Annotated in this window: 16 protein-coding genes and 2 pseudogenes; 11 read left to right on the top strand and 7 right to left on the bottom strand. The window is 52.8% G+C overall.

Annotated elements, in window-relative coordinates; genetic code table 11:
- Positions 1-47: 47 nt before the first annotated feature.
- From PJE062_RS06365 to PJE062_RS06375, 3 genes are all read right to left on the bottom strand, one after another.
- Entirely contained in the window at positions 48-518 is a 471-nt protein-coding gene (locus PJE062_RS06365; protein ID WP_008548033.1) for a hypothetical protein, read from the bottom strand.
- A gap of 388 nt (positions 519-906) precedes the next feature.
- Positions 907-1,821, bottom strand: a complete 915-nt coding sequence (locus PJE062_RS06370) for a pseudouridine-5'-phosphate glycosidase (protein WP_008548087.1) — start codon at positions 1,819-1,821, stop codon at positions 907-909.
- Positions 1,822-1,853: 32 nt separating this feature from the next.
- On the bottom strand, positions 1,854-2,777 hold the full coding sequence (locus PJE062_RS06375) for a carbohydrate kinase family protein (protein ID WP_008548080.1): 924 nt from the start codon (positions 2,775-2,777) through the stop codon (positions 1,854-1,856).
- A gap of 303 nt (positions 2,778-3,080) precedes the next feature.
- Between PJE062_RS06375 and recA the strand changes: the two genes are divergently transcribed.
- The 4 genes and pseudogenes from recA (at position 3,081) to PJE062_RS27060 (ending at position 8,303) form a co-directional block, all read left to right on the top strand.
- Positions 3,081-4,145 (top strand): recombinase RecA, encoded by a 1,065-nt coding sequence (gene recA, locus PJE062_RS06380; RefSeq protein WP_008547860.1) that lies wholly within the window; start codon positions 3,081-3,083, stop codon positions 4,143-4,145.
- Positions 4,146-4,335: 190 nt separating this feature from the next.
- Positions 4,336-6,994: pseudogene (gene alaS, locus PJE062_RS06385) on the top strand (alanine--tRNA ligase).
- 244 nt (positions 6,995-7,238) lie between these two features.
- Positions 7,239-7,808 (top strand): annotated as a pseudogene (locus PJE062_RS27055) (ion transporter); the annotation flags it as partial.
- Positions 7,809-7,901: 93 nt separating this feature from the next.
- Positions 7,902-8,303, top strand: coding sequence for a cyclic nucleotide-binding domain-containing protein (locus PJE062_RS27060; protein WP_371256239.1), 402 nt, complete (start codon positions 7,902-7,904; stop codon positions 8,301-8,303).
- Here PJE062_RS27060 and PJE062_RS06395 read toward each other — a convergent pair.
- The 3 genes from PJE062_RS06395 to PJE062_RS06405 form a co-directional block, all read right to left on the bottom strand.
- Positions 8,293-9,285 carry a glycerophosphodiester phosphodiesterase family protein gene (locus PJE062_RS06395; protein ID WP_008547636.1) on the bottom strand — a complete coding sequence of 331 codons (993 nt, stop codon included), beginning with the start codon at positions 9,283-9,285 and terminating at the stop codon, positions 8,293-8,295. The genes PJE062_RS27060 and PJE062_RS06395 overlap by 11 nt on opposite strands.
- Positions 9,286-9,445: 160 nt before the next feature.
- Positions 9,446-10,552 carry a hypothetical protein gene (locus PJE062_RS06400; RefSeq protein WP_008547459.1) on the bottom strand — a complete coding sequence of 369 codons (1,107 nt, stop codon included), beginning with the start codon at positions 10,550-10,552 and terminating at the stop codon, positions 9,446-9,448.
- Between the two features lie 158 nt (positions 10,553-10,710).
- Complete coding sequence (locus tag PJE062_RS06405) at positions 10,711-11,928, bottom strand: NADP-dependent isocitrate dehydrogenase (RefSeq protein ID WP_008547468.1); 1,218 nt, start codon at positions 11,926-11,928, stop codon at positions 10,711-10,713.
- A gap of 461 nt (positions 11,929-12,389) precedes the next feature.
- Between PJE062_RS06405 and fabF the strand changes: the two genes are divergently transcribed.
- Positions 12,390-13,652 carry a beta-ketoacyl-ACP synthase II gene (gene fabF / locus PJE062_RS06410; RefSeq protein ID WP_008547908.1) on the top strand — a complete coding sequence of 421 codons (1,263 nt, stop codon included), beginning with the start codon at positions 12,390-12,392 and terminating at the stop codon, positions 13,650-13,652.
- Between the two features lie 329 nt (positions 13,653-13,981).
- Positions 13,982-14,572, top strand: coding sequence for a DUF2585 domain-containing protein (locus tag PJE062_RS06415; RefSeq protein WP_008547776.1), 591 nt, complete (start codon positions 13,982-13,984; stop codon positions 14,570-14,572).
- 90 nt (positions 14,573-14,662) lie between these two features.
- Here the strand turns inward: PJE062_RS06415 and PJE062_RS06420 are convergent, their stop codons facing one another.
- A complete protein-coding gene (locus PJE062_RS06420) occupies positions 14,663-15,247 on the bottom strand; it encodes an HdeD family acid-resistance protein (protein ID WP_008548078.1) in 585 nt (194 codons plus the stop codon).
- 294 nt (positions 15,248-15,541) lie between these two features.
- On the opposite strand from PJE062_RS06420, the gene PJE062_RS06425 reads away from it, so the two are divergent.
- The 5 genes from PJE062_RS06425 to rpsD all read left to right on the top strand — a co-directional run bounded on the left by PJE062_RS06425 (position 15,542) and on the right by rpsD (position 20,270).
- Positions 15,542-16,312: an RNA methyltransferase gene (locus PJE062_RS06425; RefSeq protein WP_008547728.1), complete on the top strand. Its 771-nt coding sequence runs from the start codon at positions 15,542-15,544 to the stop codon at positions 16,310-16,312.
- Positions 16,312-17,085: a glutamate racemase gene (gene murI / locus PJE062_RS06430; protein WP_008547533.1), complete on the top strand. Its 774-nt coding sequence runs from the start codon at positions 16,312-16,314 to the stop codon at positions 17,083-17,085. The genes PJE062_RS06425 and murI overlap by 1 nt, the downstream gene beginning before the upstream one ends.
- 99 nt (positions 17,086-17,184) lie before the next feature.
- Complete coding sequence (locus PJE062_RS06435) at positions 17,185-17,838, top strand: hypothetical protein (protein WP_008547874.1); 654 nt, start codon at positions 17,185-17,187, stop codon at positions 17,836-17,838.
- A gap of 129 nt (positions 17,839-17,967) precedes the next feature.
- Positions 17,968-19,413, top strand: a complete 1,446-nt coding sequence (locus PJE062_RS06440) for a sodium:alanine symporter family protein (RefSeq protein ID WP_208982208.1) — start codon at positions 17,968-17,970, stop codon at positions 19,411-19,413.
- 239 nt (positions 19,414-19,652) lie between these two features.
- On the top strand, positions 19,653-20,270 hold the full coding sequence (gene rpsD / locus PJE062_RS06445; protein WP_008547786.1) for a 30S ribosomal protein S4: 618 nt from the start codon (positions 19,653-19,655) through the stop codon (positions 20,268-20,270).
- Positions 20,271-20,282 lie beyond the last annotated feature (12 nt).

Genomic DNA, 20,282 nt, shown 5'->3' on the forward strand with positions numbered 1-20,282 from the left:
AGCATGGTCTGCTCTCCGGCTTTTTTGATATCTATATGCGTTGCGTATTAGACGCAGCCGGAAGAGTTTTCCGCGTTGGACTTCAAACGCTGTAGGCTCTGCAGGGAGCCTGGGTTGCCTGGCAGTTGGAAGGACTGTTCCTGCGAGGTGTAGATGTTGTTGACCAGCGCAAGGTCTTGCACAACGTTGGTGCTGCACTGTGTGCCGGAGAAGCGAACGCGGATGCGGTAGGCGCGCTCGCCGGAATCTGATGGGCCAAATTCGTTGTCGAGCACAGCGTTGTCGCCGCGCACATAGCTTTCCATCACCACCATGTTTGGCTCGTTTTGCTGAACGATGGTGCCTTTGGCGCTTGCGCTGTTGACCAGAGTGGTGCGCACAACTTCAGGCGACGCGTTGATCTGAATGGTTTGAGAATCGGCGTCCGCGCGGATGGATGGTTGCCCGCTGCGCGTGGATGGGCCGCTTTGGCAAGCTGCGAGAGCTGCAGTTAATCCGATAAAAATAAGTTTCTTCATAGCGTAAATCCTGCGGGTGACAAAAGCTGATGCAACTGCCCCAGCCGCGAAACTCTGTTGGGCGTGATTTCAATGGAACCACCCAATAAATTGGATTGGCCTCTTTCACATATGCGCGCCAGATGGCGTTTTGATGAGTACTATATGACCACAAGATGCAGATGCGCCAATAAAAACACAGCGATGTAAAGTTCTATAGCTTTAGAACACCTAAAATAATCGGGGCGGAAAAACAACGGAATCTTTCGATCAAAGAGACGTGAAATCCTCTGCATGTATTGAGTTGATTGGAAGCGTGGGGAAAGCTCTGCACAAGTTATGAGGCCACAAAAAAATCCGGGCTGGAGATACCGACCCGGATTCTTATGAGGCAAATACCTGCAAAAACTTAATCGGTCAGACCGCACGCGATCTTTGTTGCAAGCTTTGCGTTGTTCTTTACCAGCGCAATGTTGGTTGCCAGGCTGCGGCCTGCTGTGCGCTCGAAGATATCCTGCAGAACGAACGGTGTTACGTCCTTGCCGGTGATGTTCTGTTCTTCAGCAGCCTTGATGGATGCATCGATGAACACCTGCATTTCGTCAGATGGGATTTCATCTTCAGCTGGAACCGGGTTGGTTACGAGCATGCCGCCGTGATCGCCAAATGTTTCGCGGAACTTGATCAGCTTGGAGATGTCGTTTGCTTCATCCAGACGGTAAGGCGCTTTGATCTTGGAATCGCGGGACCAGAATGCTGGCACGTTTTCACAGCCAAAGCCGATGACCGGCACGCCGCGGGTTTCCAGAACTTCCAGAGTTTTCGGGATGTCGAGCAGCGCTTTTGCACCAGCGGAGACAACACAGACAGCGGTGCGGGACAGTTCGTCCAGATCTGCGGAGATGTCGAAAGTGGTTTCAGCGCCCTTGTGTACACCGCCGATGCCACCAGTTGCGAAGACGCGGATGCCAGCAGCGTGTGCTGCCATCATGGTTGCTGCCACTGTGGTGGAGCCGTTCTTGCCCAGAGCCATTGCGAAGGACAGGTCTGCGCGGGAGCATTTCATCACGTCTTTGGCGTTGGCCAGCTCGTCCAGAGTTTCGTCTTCGAGGCCGACGTGGAGTTCACCGTTGAGCACTGCGATGGTTGCTGGAACTGCACCGCCGTCGCGGATGATCTGTTCAACTTCGCGTGCTGTTTCAACGTTTTGCGGGTACGGCATGCCATGGGTAATGATTGTGGACTCCAGCGCAACGATTGGAGCGCCGCTGCTGAGAGCTTCTGCAACTTCTTTTGAATGATGGATTTTAATTGAACTTCCCATGGTTTTCCCAGTCTTTCGTATGTTGTTGGTGCTTAGGCATGTTCTAATAAACGAGCTTTAAGCGATTGGGGCGAAAGCGTTTCCGGCGCGGCGCCGGTCGCTTCCACTGTAATGGATGCAGAAGCAAGCCCGCTCTTTACTGCTGAATATGGGTCTTCATTGAGGCAGCTTGCATAAAGAAAGCCTGCAATGAAGGCATCACCGGCACCGGTGACATCCACGGGAACAACAGAAAATGGAGTGTGCGAACTTGTGCTGCCTGCACAGTGAAGAGCCAGTGGCTTGTTGGCGTTGCTGACCAGAACGGTGGGAATGCCTTTCGCAGCCAGCTGTTGGGCCAGCTCTTCTGCGGAAAATTCCCCCGGCTCGCAATCCAGCAGGGCCGTGGCTTCATCTGTGTTGGTGAAAAGAATGTCAATTTGGGAGAGAAGGGGACGGAGTTTTGGTGCCTTTGCTATTGAGACCGTATCAGCGGCCAGAAGGCGATCCCCTTTGGAATTGGCGAGTGTGAGAAGCGTTTCTTCTTCCAGATTGGTTTCACAAAGCCAGATATCGCAGTTCAGCAGTGCTTGCGGAATTGGATTTGCTTCTGAAAAACTCACTCTGGAGGTGATCTCGCTGTCCGAAATGGCTGAGAACAGTGTGCCATCCGGGTTGTGAAGGGCCAGATAAGATCCGGTTCTTCCGTCAGCTACTGTCTTGATGCTGGATGTATTAATTCCGCATTCTGACAGGCTTTTTGCGAGGAACGCTCCGTCGGCGTCGTCACCCAGACATCCATGCATTGTCGGCTGCATGCCCAACCGCGCCATGGCGCGTGCAATGTTGGCTCCAACACCTCCTGCGCGGGACATAATTTTCCCTGGTGTTGAGGTGTCCGGTTTGAATGGTCGATCTGCATGGGCAATCCTGTCCAGATGGATTGCTCCGATTACTCCGACCTGTTTAGACGACATAACCAATTCTTCCTCCCGACATCGAAAGACCGTTGATATGCAAGTTGGTTGGCCAAAGCAAGCTACGAGCAAATACAGACTGTGGGTGATGTATCAAAAGTGCATTTTTGTGGTTTGATTCCAGATGCGTGCCTCCAAACAGGTGCCGGGAAAAGTTATCTACATGTTGAACAATAGGAGAACGTATTGAAATTAATCCATTTTTATTAGTTAGTTATCAGGTATTGCGAAGTTGGAACAAAGTGAGTACAAATAACTGACTTTGAAACTGCACGTCCATCGTGAAATAAGGGATGAGAACGTATGGCACAAACTTCACTTCGCCTTGTTGAGGGCAATCAGATGGACAAAAATAAAGCACTGGATGCAGCGCTTTCCCAAATTGAACGAGCCTTTGGTAAAGGCTCCATTATGCGCATGGGCCAGGGACAGGCCGTAGAAATCCAAAGTGTTTCGACTGGTTCTCTCAGTCTGGACATTGGACTGGGCATTGGTGGACTGCCGAAGGGACGTATCATTGAGATCTACGGCCCTGAAAGCTCCGGTAAGACCACGCTGGCTTTGCATACTGTAGCATCTGCGCAGCGCGAAGGTGGTATCTGCGCCTTTGTTGACGCCGAGCACGCACTGGACCCGGTGTACGCACGCAAGCTTGGTGTGAACATTGATGACCTGCTTATTTCTCAGCCAGATGCTGGTGAGCAGGCGCTTGAGATTGCAGACACTCTGGTTCGTTCCGGCGCGATTGACGTGCTGGTGATCGACTCCGTTGCAGCTCTGACACCAAAAGCTGAACTTGAAGGCGAGATGGGCGATTCGCTCCCGGGCCTGCAGGCTCGTTTGATGAGCCAGGCACTGCGAAAGCTGACCGCATCCATTTCCAAATCCAACACCATGGTGATCTTCATCAACCAGATCCGTATGAAGATCGGTGTGATGTTTGGTTCTCCTGAGACCACGACTGGTGGTAACGCGCTGAAGTTCTACGCTTCTGTACGTCTGGACATCCGCCGTATCGGTGCGATCAAGGATCGTGACGAAATCGTTGGTAACCAGACCCGCGTGAAGGTGGTGAAGAACAAGCTGGCACCTCCATTCAAGCAGGTTGAGTTTGACATCATCTACGGTGAAGGCATCTCCAAAATGGGTGAATTGCTGGATCTTGGTGTTAAAGGCGGGATTGTCGAGAAGTCCGGCGCATGGTTCTCCTACAACAGCCAGAGGTTGGGGCAGGGGCGTGAGAACTCGAAAACCTTCCTGCGAGAGAATCCTGAACTGGCGGAAGAGATCGAACTTGCAATCCGGCAGAATGCGGGTTTGATTGCTGAAGCGATTGATGATCCTGAAAAAACTGCGGAAAACCAATAGAGTTTAGAGGGGCTGGATTTATCCAGCCTCTTTTTTTGTAGGGTTTTATGGACAGATTTGCTGCAGATGGCTAAAACGCGGCAGATACTAATTTTTTGTTGCATCTTTCCGGATGCGCATACCCTGCAATTTGGCGGCTGTGATTGTTGAAGTAGCTGCCCACTAGAAAACGAGACGGACATCAAGACCTATGAGTGGCGTCAACGAAATTCGGTCGGCTTTTCTCGACTACTTTGCAAAAAACGGACACGAGGTTGTTCCTTCCAGTCCATTGGTGCCACGCAATGATCCGACATTGATGTTTACAAATGCGGGTATGGTGCCATTCAAGAACGTTTTCACCGGCTTGGAAAAGCGGGATTACGTGCGTGCAACATCTTCACAGAAATGTGTTCGTGCGGGCGGCAAGCACAACGATCTGGACAACGTTGGTTATACTGCGCGTCACCACACCTTCTTTGAAATGCTCGGCAACTTTTCCTTTGGTGATTACTTCAAGGAAAACGCAATTGAGCTGGCGTGGAATCTGATCACCAAAGAATACGGCCTGCCAGCTGATAAGCTGCTGGTGACTGTTTATTCCGAGGATGATGAAGCCTTCAATATCTGGAAGAAGCTGACTGGCTTTGCTGATGAGAAAATCATCCGCATTCCGACCTCAGACAACTTCTGGGCGATGGGTGATACCGGTCCTTGTGGTCCTTGTTCAGAGATTTTCTACGATCACGGCGAACAGATCTGGGGTGGCCCTCCAGGTTCTCCTGAGGAAGACGGCGACCGCTTTATCGAGATCTGGAACCTGGTGTTCATGCAGTATGAGCAGCTGGCTGATAAACGCATCGACCTGCCGCGTCCATCCATCGACACCGGCATGGGTCTTGAGCGTTTTGCGGCGATCATGCAGGGCGTGCACAACAACTACGAGATCGACCTGTTCAAGGCCTTGATCGCGAGTTCTGAGCATCTCACCGGTGTTGAAGCTGCTGGTAAAGCACAGGCAAGCCACCGCGTGATTGCTGACCACCTGCGTTCTATGGCGTTCCTGATCGCTGATGGTGTTCTGCCATCCAATGAGGGTCGCGGTTACGTTCTGCGCCGCATCATGCGCCGCGCGATGCGTCACGCGAACCTGCTTGGTGCAAAAGAGCCGGTCATCTTCAAGATGCTGCCAACTCTGGTTCGTGAAATGGGTCAGGCCTTCCCTGAGCTGCCACGTGCGGAAAAGCTCATTGAAGAAACCATTCAGCTGGAAGAGAAGCGCTTCATCAAAACGCTTGAGCGTGGTCTTGGTCTTCTGGAAGATGCGACCAGCTCTCTGGGTTCGGGCGATCAGCTGGATGGTGAGACTGCATTTAAGCTTTATGACACCTACGGTTTCCCGCTTGATCTGACTCAGGATGCGCTGCGCAACCGTGAGATCGCGGTTGATACCGATGGCTTTAACACCGCAATGGAGCGCCAGCGTGCTGAAGCGCGCGCTGCCTGGGCGGGTTCTGGTGATGCTGCGACGGATGCGATCTGGTTCTCTATAAAAGAGCAGGCCGGTGCCACTGAATTCCTCGGTTATGAAACCGAGAAGGCGGAAGGTGTTGTGCTGAGCCTTGTGAAGGACGGCGAAGAAGTCAAAGTTCTGAAGCAGGGTGAAGAAGGTTCTCTGATCCTCAACCAGACCCCGTTCTACGGTGAATCCGGTGGTCAGGTTGGCGACTGTGGTACCATGGTTGCTGACGGTGTTTCCATCACTGTGACCAACACACAGAAGAAAGCTGACGGCCTGTTTGTGCATTCTGTTCGTGTTGAAAGCGGTGACGTGAATGTGGACGATGCGCTTGAGCTGATCGTGGATCATGCGCGTCGCAGTGCAATTCGCTCCAACCACTCAGCAACTCACCTTGTACATGAGCGCTTCGCGAAGTGCTTGGTACTCACGTGGCTCAGAAGGGGTCTTTGGTGACACTGAGCGTCTGCGTTTCGACTTCTCACATCCAAAGCCTGTGAGTGCGGAAGAGACCACCAAGGTTGAAGCTCTTGCGAACGAGATCGTACTCCAGAATGGCGCTGTTGAGACTTCTCTGATGGAAGTTGATGAAGCGATTGAAGCTGGCGCGATGGCTCTGTTCGGCGAGAAATACGGCGATGAAGTTCGCGTGGTTTCCATGGGTACGGCAACCACTGGCGAGAAAGCTGGCAAGTCTTACTCTGTTGAACTTTGTGGTGGTACACACGTTAAGCGCACAGGCGACATCGGTCTTGTGACTGTTGTTTCTGAAGGTGCGGTTGCTGCTGGTGTGCGCCGTATTGAAGCGCTGACCGGTGATGAAGCCCGCAAGTATCTGGCTGAGCAGGATGCGCTGATGCGCGAAACTGCTGGCCTGCTGAAGGTTTCTGCTGCTGATGTTCCTGCACGCATTGCGGGCCTTCTGGATGAGCGCAAGAAGCTGGAGCGTGAACTGGCTGAAGCGAAGAAGAAACTGGCAATGGGCGGCGGTGGCTCCGGCGGAGACGCTGGTGTGACTGAGGCTGGTAAGTTCAAGCTGATGGCGCGTGTGCTGGAAGGCATCAACCCGAAGGATCTGAAGTCTGTTGCTGATGAAGGCAAGACTGCAATCGGTTCTGGTGTTGTGGTGCTGATCAGCAAAGCTGAAGATGGCAAGGCAGCGATCGTTGTTGGTTCAACCAAGGACGTGAGCGAAACTGCAAGTGCGGTTGATCTTGTGCGCATCGGTTCTGCGGCTCTTGGTGGTCGTGGTGGCGGTGGTCGCCCTGACATGGCGCAGGCTGGTGGCCCTGATGCTGGCAAAGCAGAAGAAGCGATTGCTGCAATCAAGGCGCATCTTGAAACGCTTTAAAGCTGACCTGATAATCTGAGTTTCATGAAGGGGGGATTTAATCTCCCCTTTATTTTTTGCTAGTTACTTTTGAAGTTATTCGATTTTTGCGTTTCCTTTTTTGTTTTGATGCTCGGGCATTTGTGGGGCTTTGGTGGCTAACTCGATCAAGTTGAAAGTGTACAACCTGCTGGAGCGCAGCAGTGCGGGCAACCGGCTGGCTCAGCAGATAGATGCCATTCTGATCGTCTTCATCGTTGTGAATGTGGGCCTTGCGGTTTTGGAGACGGAGCCGAGCATTGGTGGGGTGTATGTCTGGGAGATTTTTCTCCTCGATTTTATCGCCGGATCTATATTCGCGATTGAGTATCTGCTGCGCCTTTGGGTGTCTGATCTGCATCCGCCTCTGAAGAAGTATGGGCCTTTGAAAGCACGGGTGGTTTATGCTTTGCAGCCGCTCTCCGTGGTCGACTTTGTTGCGGTGGTGCCGTTCTGGCTTTCTCTGTTCTTTGCAAGCATCAGCTGGAAATCGCTGGTCATCTTGCGCTTGTTCCGTTTTTTGAAAATTGCGCGTTACTCACCTGCTGTTCGCTCGCTTGTGTCGGCGGTGGTTGCGGAGCAGCGGGCGATCGTTGGCAGTCTTGTGCTGATTTTGGGTGTGGCACTGGTGGCTGCAACGCTGCTTTACAGTGTGGAGCATGCCGCTCAGCCAGAGCATTTTGGCACGATACCGGCCGCGCTGTGGTGGGCGTTCTCAACCCTGACAACAGTTGGATACGGTGATGTGGTTCCAGTGACGGCTGCTGGTAAGATGATTGCAAGCGTTGTGATGTTGATGGGCTACTGCTTGTTTGCGTTGCCGGTGGGCATTGTGGGCACCGCTTTTGCCCGCGAAATCCATAGTCGCGATTTTGTGGTGACTTGGGGCATGGTGGCTACCATTCCGCTGTTTGAGCGTCTTTCTGCTATTGAAATCGCGGCTGTGACCGAGCTTCTGCATTCTCATAGCGTGTCAGCTGGGCAGTCCATTTGCGAGAAGGGAGAGGACGGGAATAGTCTTTTCCTGATCGCTTCGGGTGAGGTGGAAGAGGTTTTTGATGATCACCGGGTGCTTCATGGAGAAGGAGAGCACTTTGGGGAGGCATCTTTGTTTGGCCACCACAAACGGCGTGCGCGGGCTGTTGCCAAAACGCCGGTGCAGCTGATGGTGCTCAAGATGGATGATCTGCGTCGCTTTATGGATCGCAAACCCGCCGTGGCGAAGAAGATCATTGATGAAGCGATTGATGAGCGTAAAGCGCACCACGTGGATGTGGAATTTACGTCCTAGGTTCGGTTGGAATCTCCTTTCTGATGTAAGGGGCAAGTGCTTCTATCTTGTCCGTCCAGATGTAACCGTTGAAGATGGCTGGAACTTCCAGAAGTTGCTCTGGCGTATCTATCCCAGCACCTGCGCCCTGTGATTTGTAAGGCCCGGCCAGAATGATCTCGCTTCCATATGCTTTCAGTCTGCTTTGAAACTTGTTTGGCCAGCCCCAGACGGCCCACGCGTAGTTTGAAGGCACGCCGATAATCGTGTTTCTGCAGGTTTGTGGGACGTAACCGCTCCATCCCAGAGCGATGTATTCCTTCAGGCAGGACTTGGTTCTCGCCTTGTCGAAGCCCATGGTGTTTGCGGTGGAATCAGCCATGTACTGAGTTGGGTTTTGTGCTCCATAGACGGCCCAGACCTGCTGTTTCCATTGAGGGTGCTTCTCCAGTTTTCCCTGTAGCAGCTTTGCGGAGCGGAGCTCTTTTTCCTTGAAGTTGATCAGGAATTTCTTGTCTGGAAAGGCGAGAAACACTTCGTCCAGCTCGGGCATTACGCCAATGCCAGTACCTCTGAGCGGGTAGGACTTACCGCCATCGGCGGTGTATCCAAAGGCGATGTCCAGGGCTTTGAGCTCTGCGAGGGAGTGATCCCGTGTGATGCCTGAGCCGTTGGTTCTGCAATCGACGGTCCAGTCGTGGAACACGGCCAGCTTGTTGTCGGTTGTTGGGTGAATGTCCAGTTCGATGATGTCTGCCCCAGCCTCAAACGCGGCCTGCATTGAGGCGATGGTGTTTTCCAGATAGGGGTGGGAAGGCGTGTCGATGCGCTCTGCCGTGCAGGTTTTGTTGGTCAGGTTTTCGCGGTGATAGGTCTGGTGCACCCCGCGATGGGCGATGAACTTCGGCTTTCCTGAAGTGGAGCCAAACGTCAGCCAGGACGCGTTGTAGAGGTAGATGCCTGCGGCAGCGAGCAGGAGGAAGAGCGCAATCTTTTTAAACATGAGAAGAGCACCGGTTTGAAATGAACACCGTACCCTCAGGTTGAATTTTGATTGTGTTCGCACTTAGGCGTTGTTTGGGCGCTCTCAAGGCTTTGTCGATTATCCTCTCTTAAAGTGCGAGCTGTTTGGAGGCTCAAAGCAGCCCGTTGTGCTGGTTGGTTTATTGATCTGCTGCGTGGCAGCTGAAGGTGATTTCAGAGCTGGCAGGATCGTAGAAGTAGTTGCAGTTCTGGAAGAAGAGCTGGCCGCTGTTGAAGAACAGGGCACTGCCTGCTGGGTGGTTCAAAGACCATCTGGCGGATTGGCCGAGTGGCTGATCTGTTCCGTAGGAGAGATTGGTGAGGGGTGTTTTGCTCTCTGGGTTGGCGAAGAGTTGAAAGTCGTAGGCTGATGTATCGATTTTTGACTTTGAAGTGCCTTCTGTGCAGCACGGGGCTGAGCGGTTGGAAACTGAGAGGATACCGTAGCTGATGCCTGTGTCCGGCAAGAAGCGGACTGGTTGTGGGGCGTCTGTTGGGAAGACCGGTTTGCCGGTGGTTTTGTTACGCAATGCAAAGGCCAGCTCTGGTGTTATGAGCGTTTCTGTGCCGTCAGTTGGCTTTGAAAGTGGCACGGTGATGGTTTGCCCGAGGTTGGGCAGCGGGTTCTTGGGTGAGGCGAGATAGACATCGAGGGCAGGGCTGCCCGCTTTGACGCTGCTCAACGCATAGTTTTGCTGCGGGAGCGGTTTACCGTCGGTGTCGACAAGGTTCAGAAAGGGATTGTTGGTGGCGTTGCTGTCATCGTCTTTCTGAGAAAAGCTGCTGGCCTGATCAAAGCCGACACCCATCATGTAGACTTGCGGGTTGAGGGTGCAGCCTTCGGGCGGTGTGCTGGAGCAATTGGGTGTCTTACCTGCCGGACACCGCTGCACGGCGGCGTAAACCGGGAAGTCTTTCAGGTGTTTGGTTGGCGGCTCGCCAATGGTGCCGAAGGAAAGATCTCTTTTGACGATGTATCCGGCATAACTGTTGCCCGAACTGGAGTATCCGAAGGGAACGCATGTGCCTCCGGACTTTTCGTCCTTTGTGGGTGTAAAGAATTTAGCTGAGCCGACGATGCCGGTCGAACCAGTGTCCATGACAAAGTAGGAGTGCTTGCCATCCGGGCGGTGCAGCTCCAGCTGGAAGTAGGCGCCAACTTTCTTGGCTGTGATGGGCTGCTCCTGCGCGTAGGCAGCTGAGCATAAGAGGATGCTTGCGGTCAGTAGTGAGAGTGCATTCTGCATGACTATCTCCTTTTCAGTGAGGGTAAGCTGGGAAAGGAGAATGTTGTCTTGCGACGGGGTCTCTCAGATTTGGGGGAGCTCTATGCAGTTTGAAGGGGCCTTAAACGCAAAAAGGGTGCCCGGAGGCACCCTTTTCGAAAATCCAGCAGAGGCTGAGCTTATGCAGCTGCCATTGCTTTCTGAAGGTTTTCGTCGACTTTGTCGAGGAAGCCAGTTGTGGTGAGCCACTTCTGGTCTGGACCTACGAGCAGGGCCAGATCTTTGGTCATGTGACCGCTTTCAACTGTGTCGATACATACCTGCTCAAGAGTTTCAGCAAACTTCTTCAGCTCAGCGTTGTCGTCCAGTTTCGCACGGTGAGCCAGACCACGGGTCCATGCAAAGATAGATGCGATGGAGTTTGTGGAGGTCTCTTCACCCTTCTGGTGCTGACGGTAGTGACGGGTTACGGTGCCGTGTGCAGCTTCAGCTTCAACGGTGCGTCCGTCTGGCGACATCAGAACGGAAGTCATCAGGCCGAGGGAACCGAAGCCCTGTGCAACGGTGTCAGACTGCACGTCGCCGTCGTAGTTCTTACATGCCCAAACGTAGCCGCCGGACCACTTCATTGCAGCTGCAACCATGTCGTCGATGAGACGGTGCTCGTACCAGATTTTTTCTGCTTCAAACTTCTCTTTGAACTCAGCTTCGTAGACTTCCTGGAAGATGTCTTTGAAGCGACCATCGTATGCTTTCATGATGGTGTTCTTAGTGGAGAGGTAGCAAGGAACCTTACGGCCCAGAGCGTAGTTCATGGATGCGCGAGCAAAGTCACGGATGGAATCATCCAGGTTGTACATTGCCATTGCAACGCCGGAGGATGGTGCGTCGAATACTTCGTGTTCGATCTCGGTGCCATCTTCGCCAACGAACTTAACAGTCAGTTTGCCTTTGCCAGGGAATTTGAAGTCAGTCGCGCGGTACTGGTCACCAAATGCGTGACGGCCAACGATGATTGGCTGAGTCCAACCTGGAACCAGACGTGGAACGTTGGACATGATGATTGGTTCACGGAAGATAACGCCGCCCAGGATGTTACGGATGGTGCCGTTTGGAGAGCGGTACATGCGCTTCAGGTCGAATTCTTCAACGCGTGCTTCGTCCGGAGTGATGGTGGCACACTTAACGCCAACGCCGTATTTCTTGATCGCTTCAGCAGCGTCAACGGTGATCTGGTCATCAGTTGCATCACGAGACTCGATACCGAGATCGTAGTACTTCAGGTCGATGTCCAGATAAGGATGGATCAGCTTGTCCTTGATGAACTGCCAAATGATGCGGGTCATCTCATCGCCGTCGAGCTCGACGACTGGATTTTCTACCTTGATCTTCGCCATATTAGTAGACCTCGTGTTTATTAGGTACGTGACAATGGAGCCGGTTAAGGCTCAAGTTGCCATGTGTATACACATGTGCGCAATTTAATGCCAGTGGAAATCTGCGGTTGGAGTGCCAGTAATACCAAATTCGTATGCCGCACTGAAGTGGTTGCCGCTAACAATTTGCTATTTCAACTGTATTTGCGCTCAACGATGGTTTGAATTGCTGTCTATAATTCCGCAGTCCCTCTTTCTTTTCGGGGAGTGATTGTCGGAGATTCTCGTGAGAGGCTGGGAACTGATTGTTCCGATATCCCAAGATGTTATCCACTAAGAGTTGTGTTTGCGTAGTTTGCTCTTAACTCTCAAAACATATCCAATTACTCTGACCATTAGATGGCGCCATAATTGGGACGCGAGCATTTTGTAGAGCGCGCAGGAGTCGGTTGCTGCGTTCTTTAGCTTAGGAGTTAGGGAAGATGCGGATTGTTGTAACCGGTATGGGGGTGGTTTCACCCCTGGGTGTTGGGATCAACCCGTTTTGGGAGCGTCTGGTAGCTTCCAGAAGCGGTATTCGCGCTCTTACCAGATTTGATGGAAGTGAGCAGGCTTGCCAGGTGGCAGGGCAGGTTCCCTCCATTGATGAAGATGAATTTGGCTTCGATGCCAGTGTGGCCATTCCTTTCAAAGACCAGAAGAAGATGGATCTGTTCATCCATTATGCTCTGGTTGCAGCCAAGGAAGCTGTTGACCAGGCTGGCTGGTATCCGGAAACGGATGAAGACAAGGAAGCCACGGCCACTATTATTGCCTCTGGTGTTGGCGGGTTCCCTGCCATGACCGGAGCCACACGCACCGTGGAGACCAAAGGCCCGCGGCGGCTCTCTCCGTTTATTGTGCCAAGCTTTCTGGCAAACCTTGCAGCTGGGCAGGTATCAATTGCCAACGGGTTTAAAGGCCCGCTGGGAACACCTGTGACGGCTTGTGCGGCCAGTGTGCAGGCGATTGGTGATGCGGTTCGCATGATCAAGAGTGGTGAAGCCGATGTGGCACTCGCCGGTGGAGCTGAAGCTTGCATCGATGCGGTGTCGTTTGCTGGCTTTTCTGCTGCGCGTGCACTTTCCAGTGGCTTTAATGAAGAACCGCACAAAGCCTCCCGTCCATTTGACAGGAATCGCGATGGGTTCGTGATGGGTGAAGGAGCTGCGATGCTGGTGATTGAGCGGTTGGACCATGCGCTTGAGCGTGGTGCTACGCCACTTGCTGAAATCCTTGGATATGGCACCTCGGCCGATGCGCATCATGTGACGGCTTCTCCGCCGGATGGCGCGGGTGGTCAGGCTGCTATGCGTAAGGCGCTGAAGCAGGCCGGGATCAATCCCGATGACATTGACTACATCAATGCGCACAGCACCTCGACACCGGTTGGAGATGCGGCAGAGATTGCTGGCATTCAGGCTGTGTTTGGAGATCGCGGAAAAGATCTGGCTATTTCTTCTACCAAATCTGCCACCGGCCACCTTCTGGGTGCAGCTGGTGCGATTGAGGCGATTGCCTCCATCATGGCTTTGAGGGAAGGGGTGCTTCCACCAACACTAAATCTAGAAGAGCCGGATGAGGCGGCGTCTCAGTTTGAGTTGGTGGCCAATGAATCCAAGGAAAAGGACCTCAAATACGTCATGTCCAATGGCTTTGGATTTGGGGGCGTGAATGCCTCTGTCATTTTTGGGAAGCCAGGCTGAGGATTAAAGCAGGTTGCCATTCTGCGGAAACTACGAGTTGCTTTAATCCCCTGTTCAAGCGCTGCCTTAGTGGCTCAATAGCCATCTGATGTGGGCTGTGCGATATGGAGAGGGTAGAAGTTTTGGGAAAGGCTCAGAGATCTTCTGAGCCTTTTTCTTTTTGCCACATTGGTCGATTAAGCGCGCTTAATCAGCTTAAAACGGCTCATGGTTCTTGCTGTTTTATCAAGCTGGTTTAGGTATTACTTATATACGCATTCTGTTTTGAAGGTCCTGTTCATCCTTCACAGCTATGCTCATCGTTTACGTAGATATTGAAAGTCTGATTGATGCTCAGTCGATTGAATAACAAGCATTATGCTTTGATCACCGTTCTCCTGCTCGTCCTTACAGCCGTCATTCTTCTTGCCATGGGGCGCGAGCCGATCTGTAAGTGCGGGGAGATCAAGCTTTGGACGTGGGACGTCAACAGTTCGGACAACAGCCAGCATATTGCTGATTGGTACACGCCTTCGCACATCATTCATGGCATGCTGTTTTATGCGCTGTTCTGGTGGATGGGACGGTTGTTTATGGGCGGTGCCGGTTGGCCGATGGGCTTCCGTCTGGTGCTGTCTATTATTGTAGAAGCGGCCTGGGAGATCGTTGAGAACTCCAGCTTCATCATCAATCGCTACCGGGAAGCGACGATTGCGCTGGATTACTTCGGCGACAGCGTTCTCAACTCCGTCTTCGATATTATCTGGATGATCTTCGGCTTCTGGCTTGCGGCTCGTTTGCCGGTGTGGCTGACAGTTGTACTGATCCTTGCGATGGAGCTGATTGTTGGCTCGATCATCCGGGATAACCTGACCCTCAATGTGATCATGCTGGTCTATCCGTTGGATGCGATCCGCGAATGGCAGATGCAAGCCTACTGATCTACATACAAAAGTGCCGCGCTCATGGATGATTGTGCGGCACTTTTGTTTTTGAACTTAAGCTGTCGATGATCGCTTGAAGTGTTCGCCCTACTGCTTTTTGTGAGCTGCAAGAGCGATGGCAACATAACTCCAGCCGTTGAACATGATCGAGATGCCGGCCACGAGGCCGAGTGCCCATGCTGTTGAGCCGGGGAAGTCGAGCAGGATCATCAGGCCTGCGCCAATTGCTATGATACCGGACGCGAGGATCCAGCCCCAACTGCTGTGGGGGCGTAGGCGGAAGGAGAACATGGCTTGTGCGATGCCCTGTGCGATGAAGACAACCGAGAGCACCAGTGTGAGTGCTTCTGTTCCCGCTACGGGGTTGTAGTAGATTGCGATACCGCCAACCAGTGCGATGATGCCGATGAGGGATTGCCAGAGGAAGCCTCCCCATTCTTTCACCTGCATGGCATGCCAGAGTTGAAGAACCCCGACGACGATTAAAACCAGTCCGATAACCAGTGCTACTGCGATGGAGGACGCGTATGGTATGACCAACACAATCGTACCACCAATCACCATCAATACGCCGAGCACCAGGAATTTCCACCAGTTGTCACGCACTAACTGCGTGAGATCCGGGACATTTGGAGGCGGGGTGCCACCTGTGTTGGGTTCTTGTCCAGGCATAGTCGTCGGGGTCTCCTTCGTAGAGGGTCGGGCCATTCAGAGGCTGCATTGAAACGGCTAACTCTCTAGGTAACAGCAAAACACAGCTTTACTCTTGATTGAATTCGCCGAATTTTACCCTCTTTAGGTGACTAGTCAGAGCTCTCACACGATTTCGCAGGACTGAGGTGCTGGTGGTGAGTTATCGCCGCTGGAAAACCTCAGGCTAATCCTGATGGGATTTTGTGTTTCTTCAGGGCCATTCTGGCGCAAACTGCTCTGGTAATTTTCAGTCTGATCGGCTAGAGGATCGGCATGTCTGAAAGCACTCCTGAAACAAACACCGCCATTCCTCCTGTTGTGGTTCTTTGTGAGCCTCAACTTGGCGAAAACATCGGCATGGTTGCCCGTGCGATGGCCAACTTTGGCCTGCACGATCTGCGCCTGATCAACCCGCGTGATGGTTGGCCGAGTGAAAAAGCGCGCTCTGCTTCCAGCCGGGCTCATCATGTGATTGATGCTGCTCGGGTTTTTGACAGTGTGGAAGAAGCTGTTGCTGATCTGAAACTGGTTTTTGCGACGACGGCGCGCAGCCGCGATATTCCAAAGCCGGTTGTTGGGCCTGATGAAGCTGCCAACGAGAGTGTGGCTCAGGGTCTGCGTGGCATTCCATCCGGTTACCTGTTTGGCCGTGAACGCTGGGGCCTGAACAATGACGAAGTGGCGCTTGCGAACAAGATCGTGACGTTGCCGGTTGATCCGACCTATGCTTCTCTGAATATCGCTCAGGCTGTTTTGGTATGTGCCTATGAATGGCGCCGTGTCGCGACAGCGGGTGCATTGCCTTTCTCATTGGATGATTATGAGGGAGAGCCTGCAACTCAAGAATCCATTCAGCGGATGTTTGATCATCTGGAGTCAGGCCTGGACGCGCGTGGTTTCTTCCGTCCTGTCGAAAAAAAGCCAGTCACAATTCGTAGGTTGCGCAACATCTTTCAGAAAGCAGATCTCACCGATAATGAAGTGCGCATTATGCGTGGCGTGATTTCCTGCTTCGAAAAGTATGGTGTGAAGGATCAAGACTGATGTTGAACGGCTCTCCGGTTGTTCCGTTTCAGCCCCTGCATATGGAGCCAGATGTGTCTGGCCGTGTGCTGGTGCTGGATAGTGGTGTCGGAGGGCTTTCTGTTCAACGTGAGATCAAGCGGGCGTTGCCTGATGCGGGGCTGCTTTATCTAGCGGACCGGGCGGCATTCCCCTATGGAGACTGGGAGGCGGATGCTCTTCGGGATCATATTGCTTCTCTGGTGAACTCCGTGAGTGATGTATGGCAGCCGAGTGCTGTTGTGGTGGCGTGCAACACGGCTTCTACGCTGGTGCTCCAGCGCTTGCGGGAGTTCCTTGACGTGCCTGTGGTGGGCACGGTGCCTGCGATCAAACCAGCTGCGCAGAAGACGAAATCTGGTGTGTTTGCGGTGTTGGCGACGCCGGGGACCGTGAAGCGCGATTACACGCAGGATCTCATCATTGACTTTGCCCCGGAGCACCATATCGCTCTGGTTGGTGCCACTGGCCTTGCCGCGTTGGCGGAAGATAAGCTGGCTAGTCGCGCCGTCGATCTTGATCGTCTCCGCCACGAAATCGCGCCATGCTTTGTCGAGAAAAGCGGAGAGCGTACGGACTGCGTTGTGCTTGGCTGCACGCATTATCCGTTTCTGCAGGAAGAGATGGAACAGGTGGCTCCATGGCCTGTGACCTGGATCGACCCAGCCCCAGCCATTGCCCGCCGCCTGACGGATGTGCTCGAACGCGATCATGTTGCAGTGGGGTGTGAAGACCTGTTCTTTGTGACCGGTTAAGCTCGCATTAATCACGTATGAGAGTTGCCTTTCTCATCTGTTGGATGAGGTGCGGTGCCGACTTATGCTGATGGCATTTCTATTATTAAGTGATTTGCCATGTTGAATTCTCTTATTCGCTCTTACAAAGGGCAGAAGTATTTTCTCCTTGATCCGTACATTGCCCAGCACAATCTCATACAGCTCCGAATATTCGAGGTTCTTACCGGTCTTCTGATCGTATCCAACTGTTATCTGGCTTACTCGGGAGCCTATGCGGACGGCACGTTTTTGCCTCCACAGGTGGTGATTGAGCTTATGCAGAGTGTCCTCCCGTTCCTTGGAGATTTAGCTGCCCAAGCTCAAACACCAAAGCAGCAGGCGCTTGCTGTTGGACAAACGACATTTCTTGGTTTCAGTTTCCTGATTGTGCTTGTCACACCGGTGCTTGGCGGGCTGGTTATGGATGTTGAGCGCAAGACGCGATTGGCTGTCCCAAAGGTGATGGCGTTCGTCGGGTCCATGGGATACGCCATGTACAAAATTCTCAATGCGAGTGAAGTTGTTCTCTTCTCAGAAGGCGGTCAGATCCGGACGCTTGATCTTTCTGAGGCACGGCCTGTTGAACTCGGCAATCGAGGAACATTGCTTCAGCCAGACATTATCACTGATGTCATGACGGCTGGCTGGTTTCCCTATGTGGTTCTGGGATTGCTTATCCATGGTTTGGCGTGGATTGCCCATAGAGCTTTCATTGCTCTGAGGCTTTTATAGGTTGCTGGATTGTTGCGGGGCTTGGCGCAAATCCTCTCTTATTTAAGTGGTTGTTCTAGGCGGATCTTGAATTTGTTTTGATAGCCAGTCGACACCTGCGTATCTGCTGGAGTCGAAGCCTTGGATATCATCAACATTGTCGTCGATTACACCAACGCGATCCTCTGGAACTATGTTCTGCTTTATGGATTGCTGGCGGTTGGTGTGTTTTTCACCATTCGGCTGGGGTTCATCCAGTTCCGGTACTTTGGGCAATGTTTCAGTGTTCTTCTCAAATCCCGTCATGAAGACCGCAACGGGATCAGCCCTTTTCAGGCTTTGTGTACCAGTCTGGCTTCGCGTGTTGGTACAGGCAACATCGCAGGGGTTGCTGTTGCGCTGACGCTGGGCGGGCCGGGCGCTATCTTCTGGATGTGGATGGTTGCGCTGGTTGGTATGGCGACGGCATATGCGGAGAGCGCACTGGCTCAGCTTTATAAGGTTGAGGATGATGAAGGGCAGTTTCGTGGTGGTCCTGCGTTCTATATGGCGGCAGGGCTGAAGAGTCCGCTCCTCGGTCATATCTTTGCGATTGCTTTGATTTTTGCGTTTGGTGTTGTGTTCTCCGCCGTGCAGTCCAACTCCATCGCAGATGCCATGTACAGTGCCTTTGATATGCCGGAGGTCGTGACTGGTGTCGTGCTTGTGGTGGCCGCCGGGCTCGTCATCTTTGGTGGCTTGCGTAAGATCGCGCACTTTGCCGAGGTCGTGGTTCCGTTTATGGCGATTGCTTATGTGGTGATTGCGTTTGGTATTCTGGCGGTTAACTTCGAGCAGGTTCCCGGTGTTCTGTGGAGCATCGTGGCGCATGCATTTGGGTTGGAAGAGGCCGTTGGTGGTGTGACTGGCGGTGTGATGGCAGCGCTGCTCAATGGTGTACGCCGCGGGCTTTATTCCAATGAAGCGGGCATGGGCTCTGCACCAAACGTGGCTGCTTCTGCTGTTCCTGATCCGCATCATCCGGCTTCTCAGGGTTTTGTGCAGGCGCTGGGCGTGTTTATCGATACGATCGTGATCTGTACGGCGACTGCGCTGATTATCCTGCTCTCTGGCATTTATGATCCTACGACCGGTGTGACTGGCATTTCACTTACTCAATCAGCCGCTGAAGCGCATGTGGGTGATTTTGGTGTCTACTTTATCGCGGTGGCGATTCTGTTCTTCGCATTTACGTCCATCGTGGCGAACTACTCCTATGCAGAGAACGCTATGATCTATCTGGAGCATGGCTGGAAAGGCGGCCTGACGGTGTTGCGTATCCTTTCTCTGGCCATGGTGTTCTGGGGATCTCTGCAGACCGTTGATACGGTGTTCAATGCTGCAGATGCAGCCATGGCGGTGATGGCGACGATAAACCTGATTGCGATTGTGCTTTTGGCGCCAAAAGTCTCTTTGATCACAAAGGATTACATCAAGCAGCTGAAGGAAGGGAAGGAGCCTTTGTTCGATGTTGCTGAGCATCCTGAGCTGTCTGAGGGCGTGGATGCCACGATCTGGAGCAAGGAGCGTGGTGAGGAAGCGCAGAAGCGGTACTGATCAGGTCTGTGTTTCTGGGCGGTTTGCTGTCATATTTCGTTGACTCTTGGGCGCATTTTCAATAGGAATGCGCTGTTCAGAGCGGTTCCTGTGGAGCCGCTTTGATTTTACGCACCCGTGTGGTTCGGCATGCGCTATTTGCCGTAACTGCTGTCAGTCGCTTGTAAGCTTTTGTGTTTGCAGCGAAAAAGGAGGGCGCGTTTCCTTTAAAATTATAGATCAACGCAAAGGAAACTGCGATGTCTAAGCGCCAGAGCGCCAAGTATAAAATTGACCGCCGTATGGGTGAGAACATTTGGGGTCGCCCAAAGTCTCCAGCTAACCGCCGTGAATACGGTCCTGGTCAGCACGGTCAGCGCCGCAAAGGCAAGCTTTCTGACTTCGGCGTGCAGCTGCGCGCAAAGCAGAAGCTGAAAGGTTACTACGGCAACATCTCCGAGAAACAGTTCCGCAAAGTTTATGATGAAGCTTCCCGTCAGCGCGGCGATACTTCTGAAAACCTGATCGGTCTGCTCGAGTGCCGTCTTGACGCTATTGTTTACCGCGCAAAGTTCGTTCCAACTGTGTTTGCTGCTCGTCAGTTCATCAACCACGGTCACGTGAACGTAAACGGTCGTCGTGTAAACATCGGTTCTTACATGTGTAAGCCTGGCGACGTTATCGAAGTTCGTGAGAAGTCCAAGCAGCTGGCAATCGTACTGGAAGCAGTACAGTCCGCTGAGCGTGACACTCCTGACTACATTGACGTTGACACCAACAAGCTGGTTGCAACTTACTCCCGCATCCCAGCATTTGGTGACGTGCCTTACCCAGTTCAGATGGAACCAAACCTGGTTGTGGAATTCTATTCCCGCTAATAGGTTTGATCC

Origin of the sequence: Pseudovibrio sp. JE062 (genome assembly GCF_000156235.1) — a bacterium.
Lineage (GTDB): Bacteria > Pseudomonadota > Alphaproteobacteria > Rhizobiales > Stappiaceae > Pseudovibrio.

Bases quoted from the DNA above. Each gene is read 5' to 3' on its own strand.
- rpsD (WP_008547786.1), top strand. From the start codon at position 19,653: ATGTCTAAGCGCCAGAGCGCCAAGTATAAAATTGACCGCCGTATGGGT.
- PJE062_RS06375 (WP_008548080.1), bottom strand. From the start codon at position 2,777: ATGTCGTCTAAACAGGTCGGAGTAATCGGAGCAATCCATCTGGACAGG.
- PJE062_RS06400 (WP_008547459.1), bottom strand. From the start codon at position 10,552: ATGCAGAATGCACTCTCACTACTGACCGCAAGCATCCTCTTATGCTCA.
- PJE062_RS06370 (WP_008548087.1), bottom strand. From the start codon at position 1,821: ATGGGAAGTTCAATTAAAATCCATCATTCAAAAGAAGTTGCAGAAGCT.
- PJE062_RS06425 (WP_008547728.1), top strand. From the start codon at position 15,542: ATGTCTGAAAGCACTCCTGAAACAAACACCGCCATTCCTCCTGTTGTG.
- PJE062_RS06405 (WP_008547468.1), bottom strand. From the start codon at position 11,928: ATGGCGAAGATCAAGGTAGAAAATCCAGTCGTCGAGCTCGACGGCGAT.
- PJE062_RS06415 (WP_008547776.1), top strand. From the start codon at position 13,982: ATGCTCAGTCGATTGAATAACAAGCATTATGCTTTGATCACCGTTCTC.
- PJE062_RS06435 (WP_008547874.1), top strand. From the start codon at position 17,185: ATGTTGAATTCTCTTATTCGCTCTTACAAAGGGCAGAAGTATTTTCTC.
- PJE062_RS06395 (WP_008547636.1), bottom strand. From the start codon at position 9,285: ATGTTTAAAAAGATTGCGCTCTTCCTCCTGCTCGCTGCCGCAGGCATC.
- PJE062_RS06365 (WP_008548033.1), bottom strand. From the start codon at position 518: ATGAAGAAACTTATTTTTATCGGATTAACTGCAGCTCTCGCAGCTTGC.
- fabF (WP_008547908.1), top strand. From the start codon at position 12,390: ATGCGGATTGTTGTAACCGGTATGGGGGTGGTTTCACCCCTGGGTGTT.
- PJE062_RS27060 (WP_371256239.1), top strand. From the start codon at position 7,902: ATGGTGGCTACCATTCCGCTGTTTGAGCGTCTTTCTGCTATTGAAATC.
- recA (WP_008547860.1), top strand. From the start codon at position 3,081: ATGGCACAAACTTCACTTCGCCTTGTTGAGGGCAATCAGATGGACAAA.
- PJE062_RS06420 (WP_008548078.1), bottom strand. From the start codon at position 15,247: ATGCCTGGACAAGAACCCAACACAGGTGGCACCCCGCCTCCAAATGTC.
- murI (WP_008547533.1), top strand. From the start codon at position 16,312: ATGTTGAACGGCTCTCCGGTTGTTCCGTTTCAGCCCCTGCATATGGAG.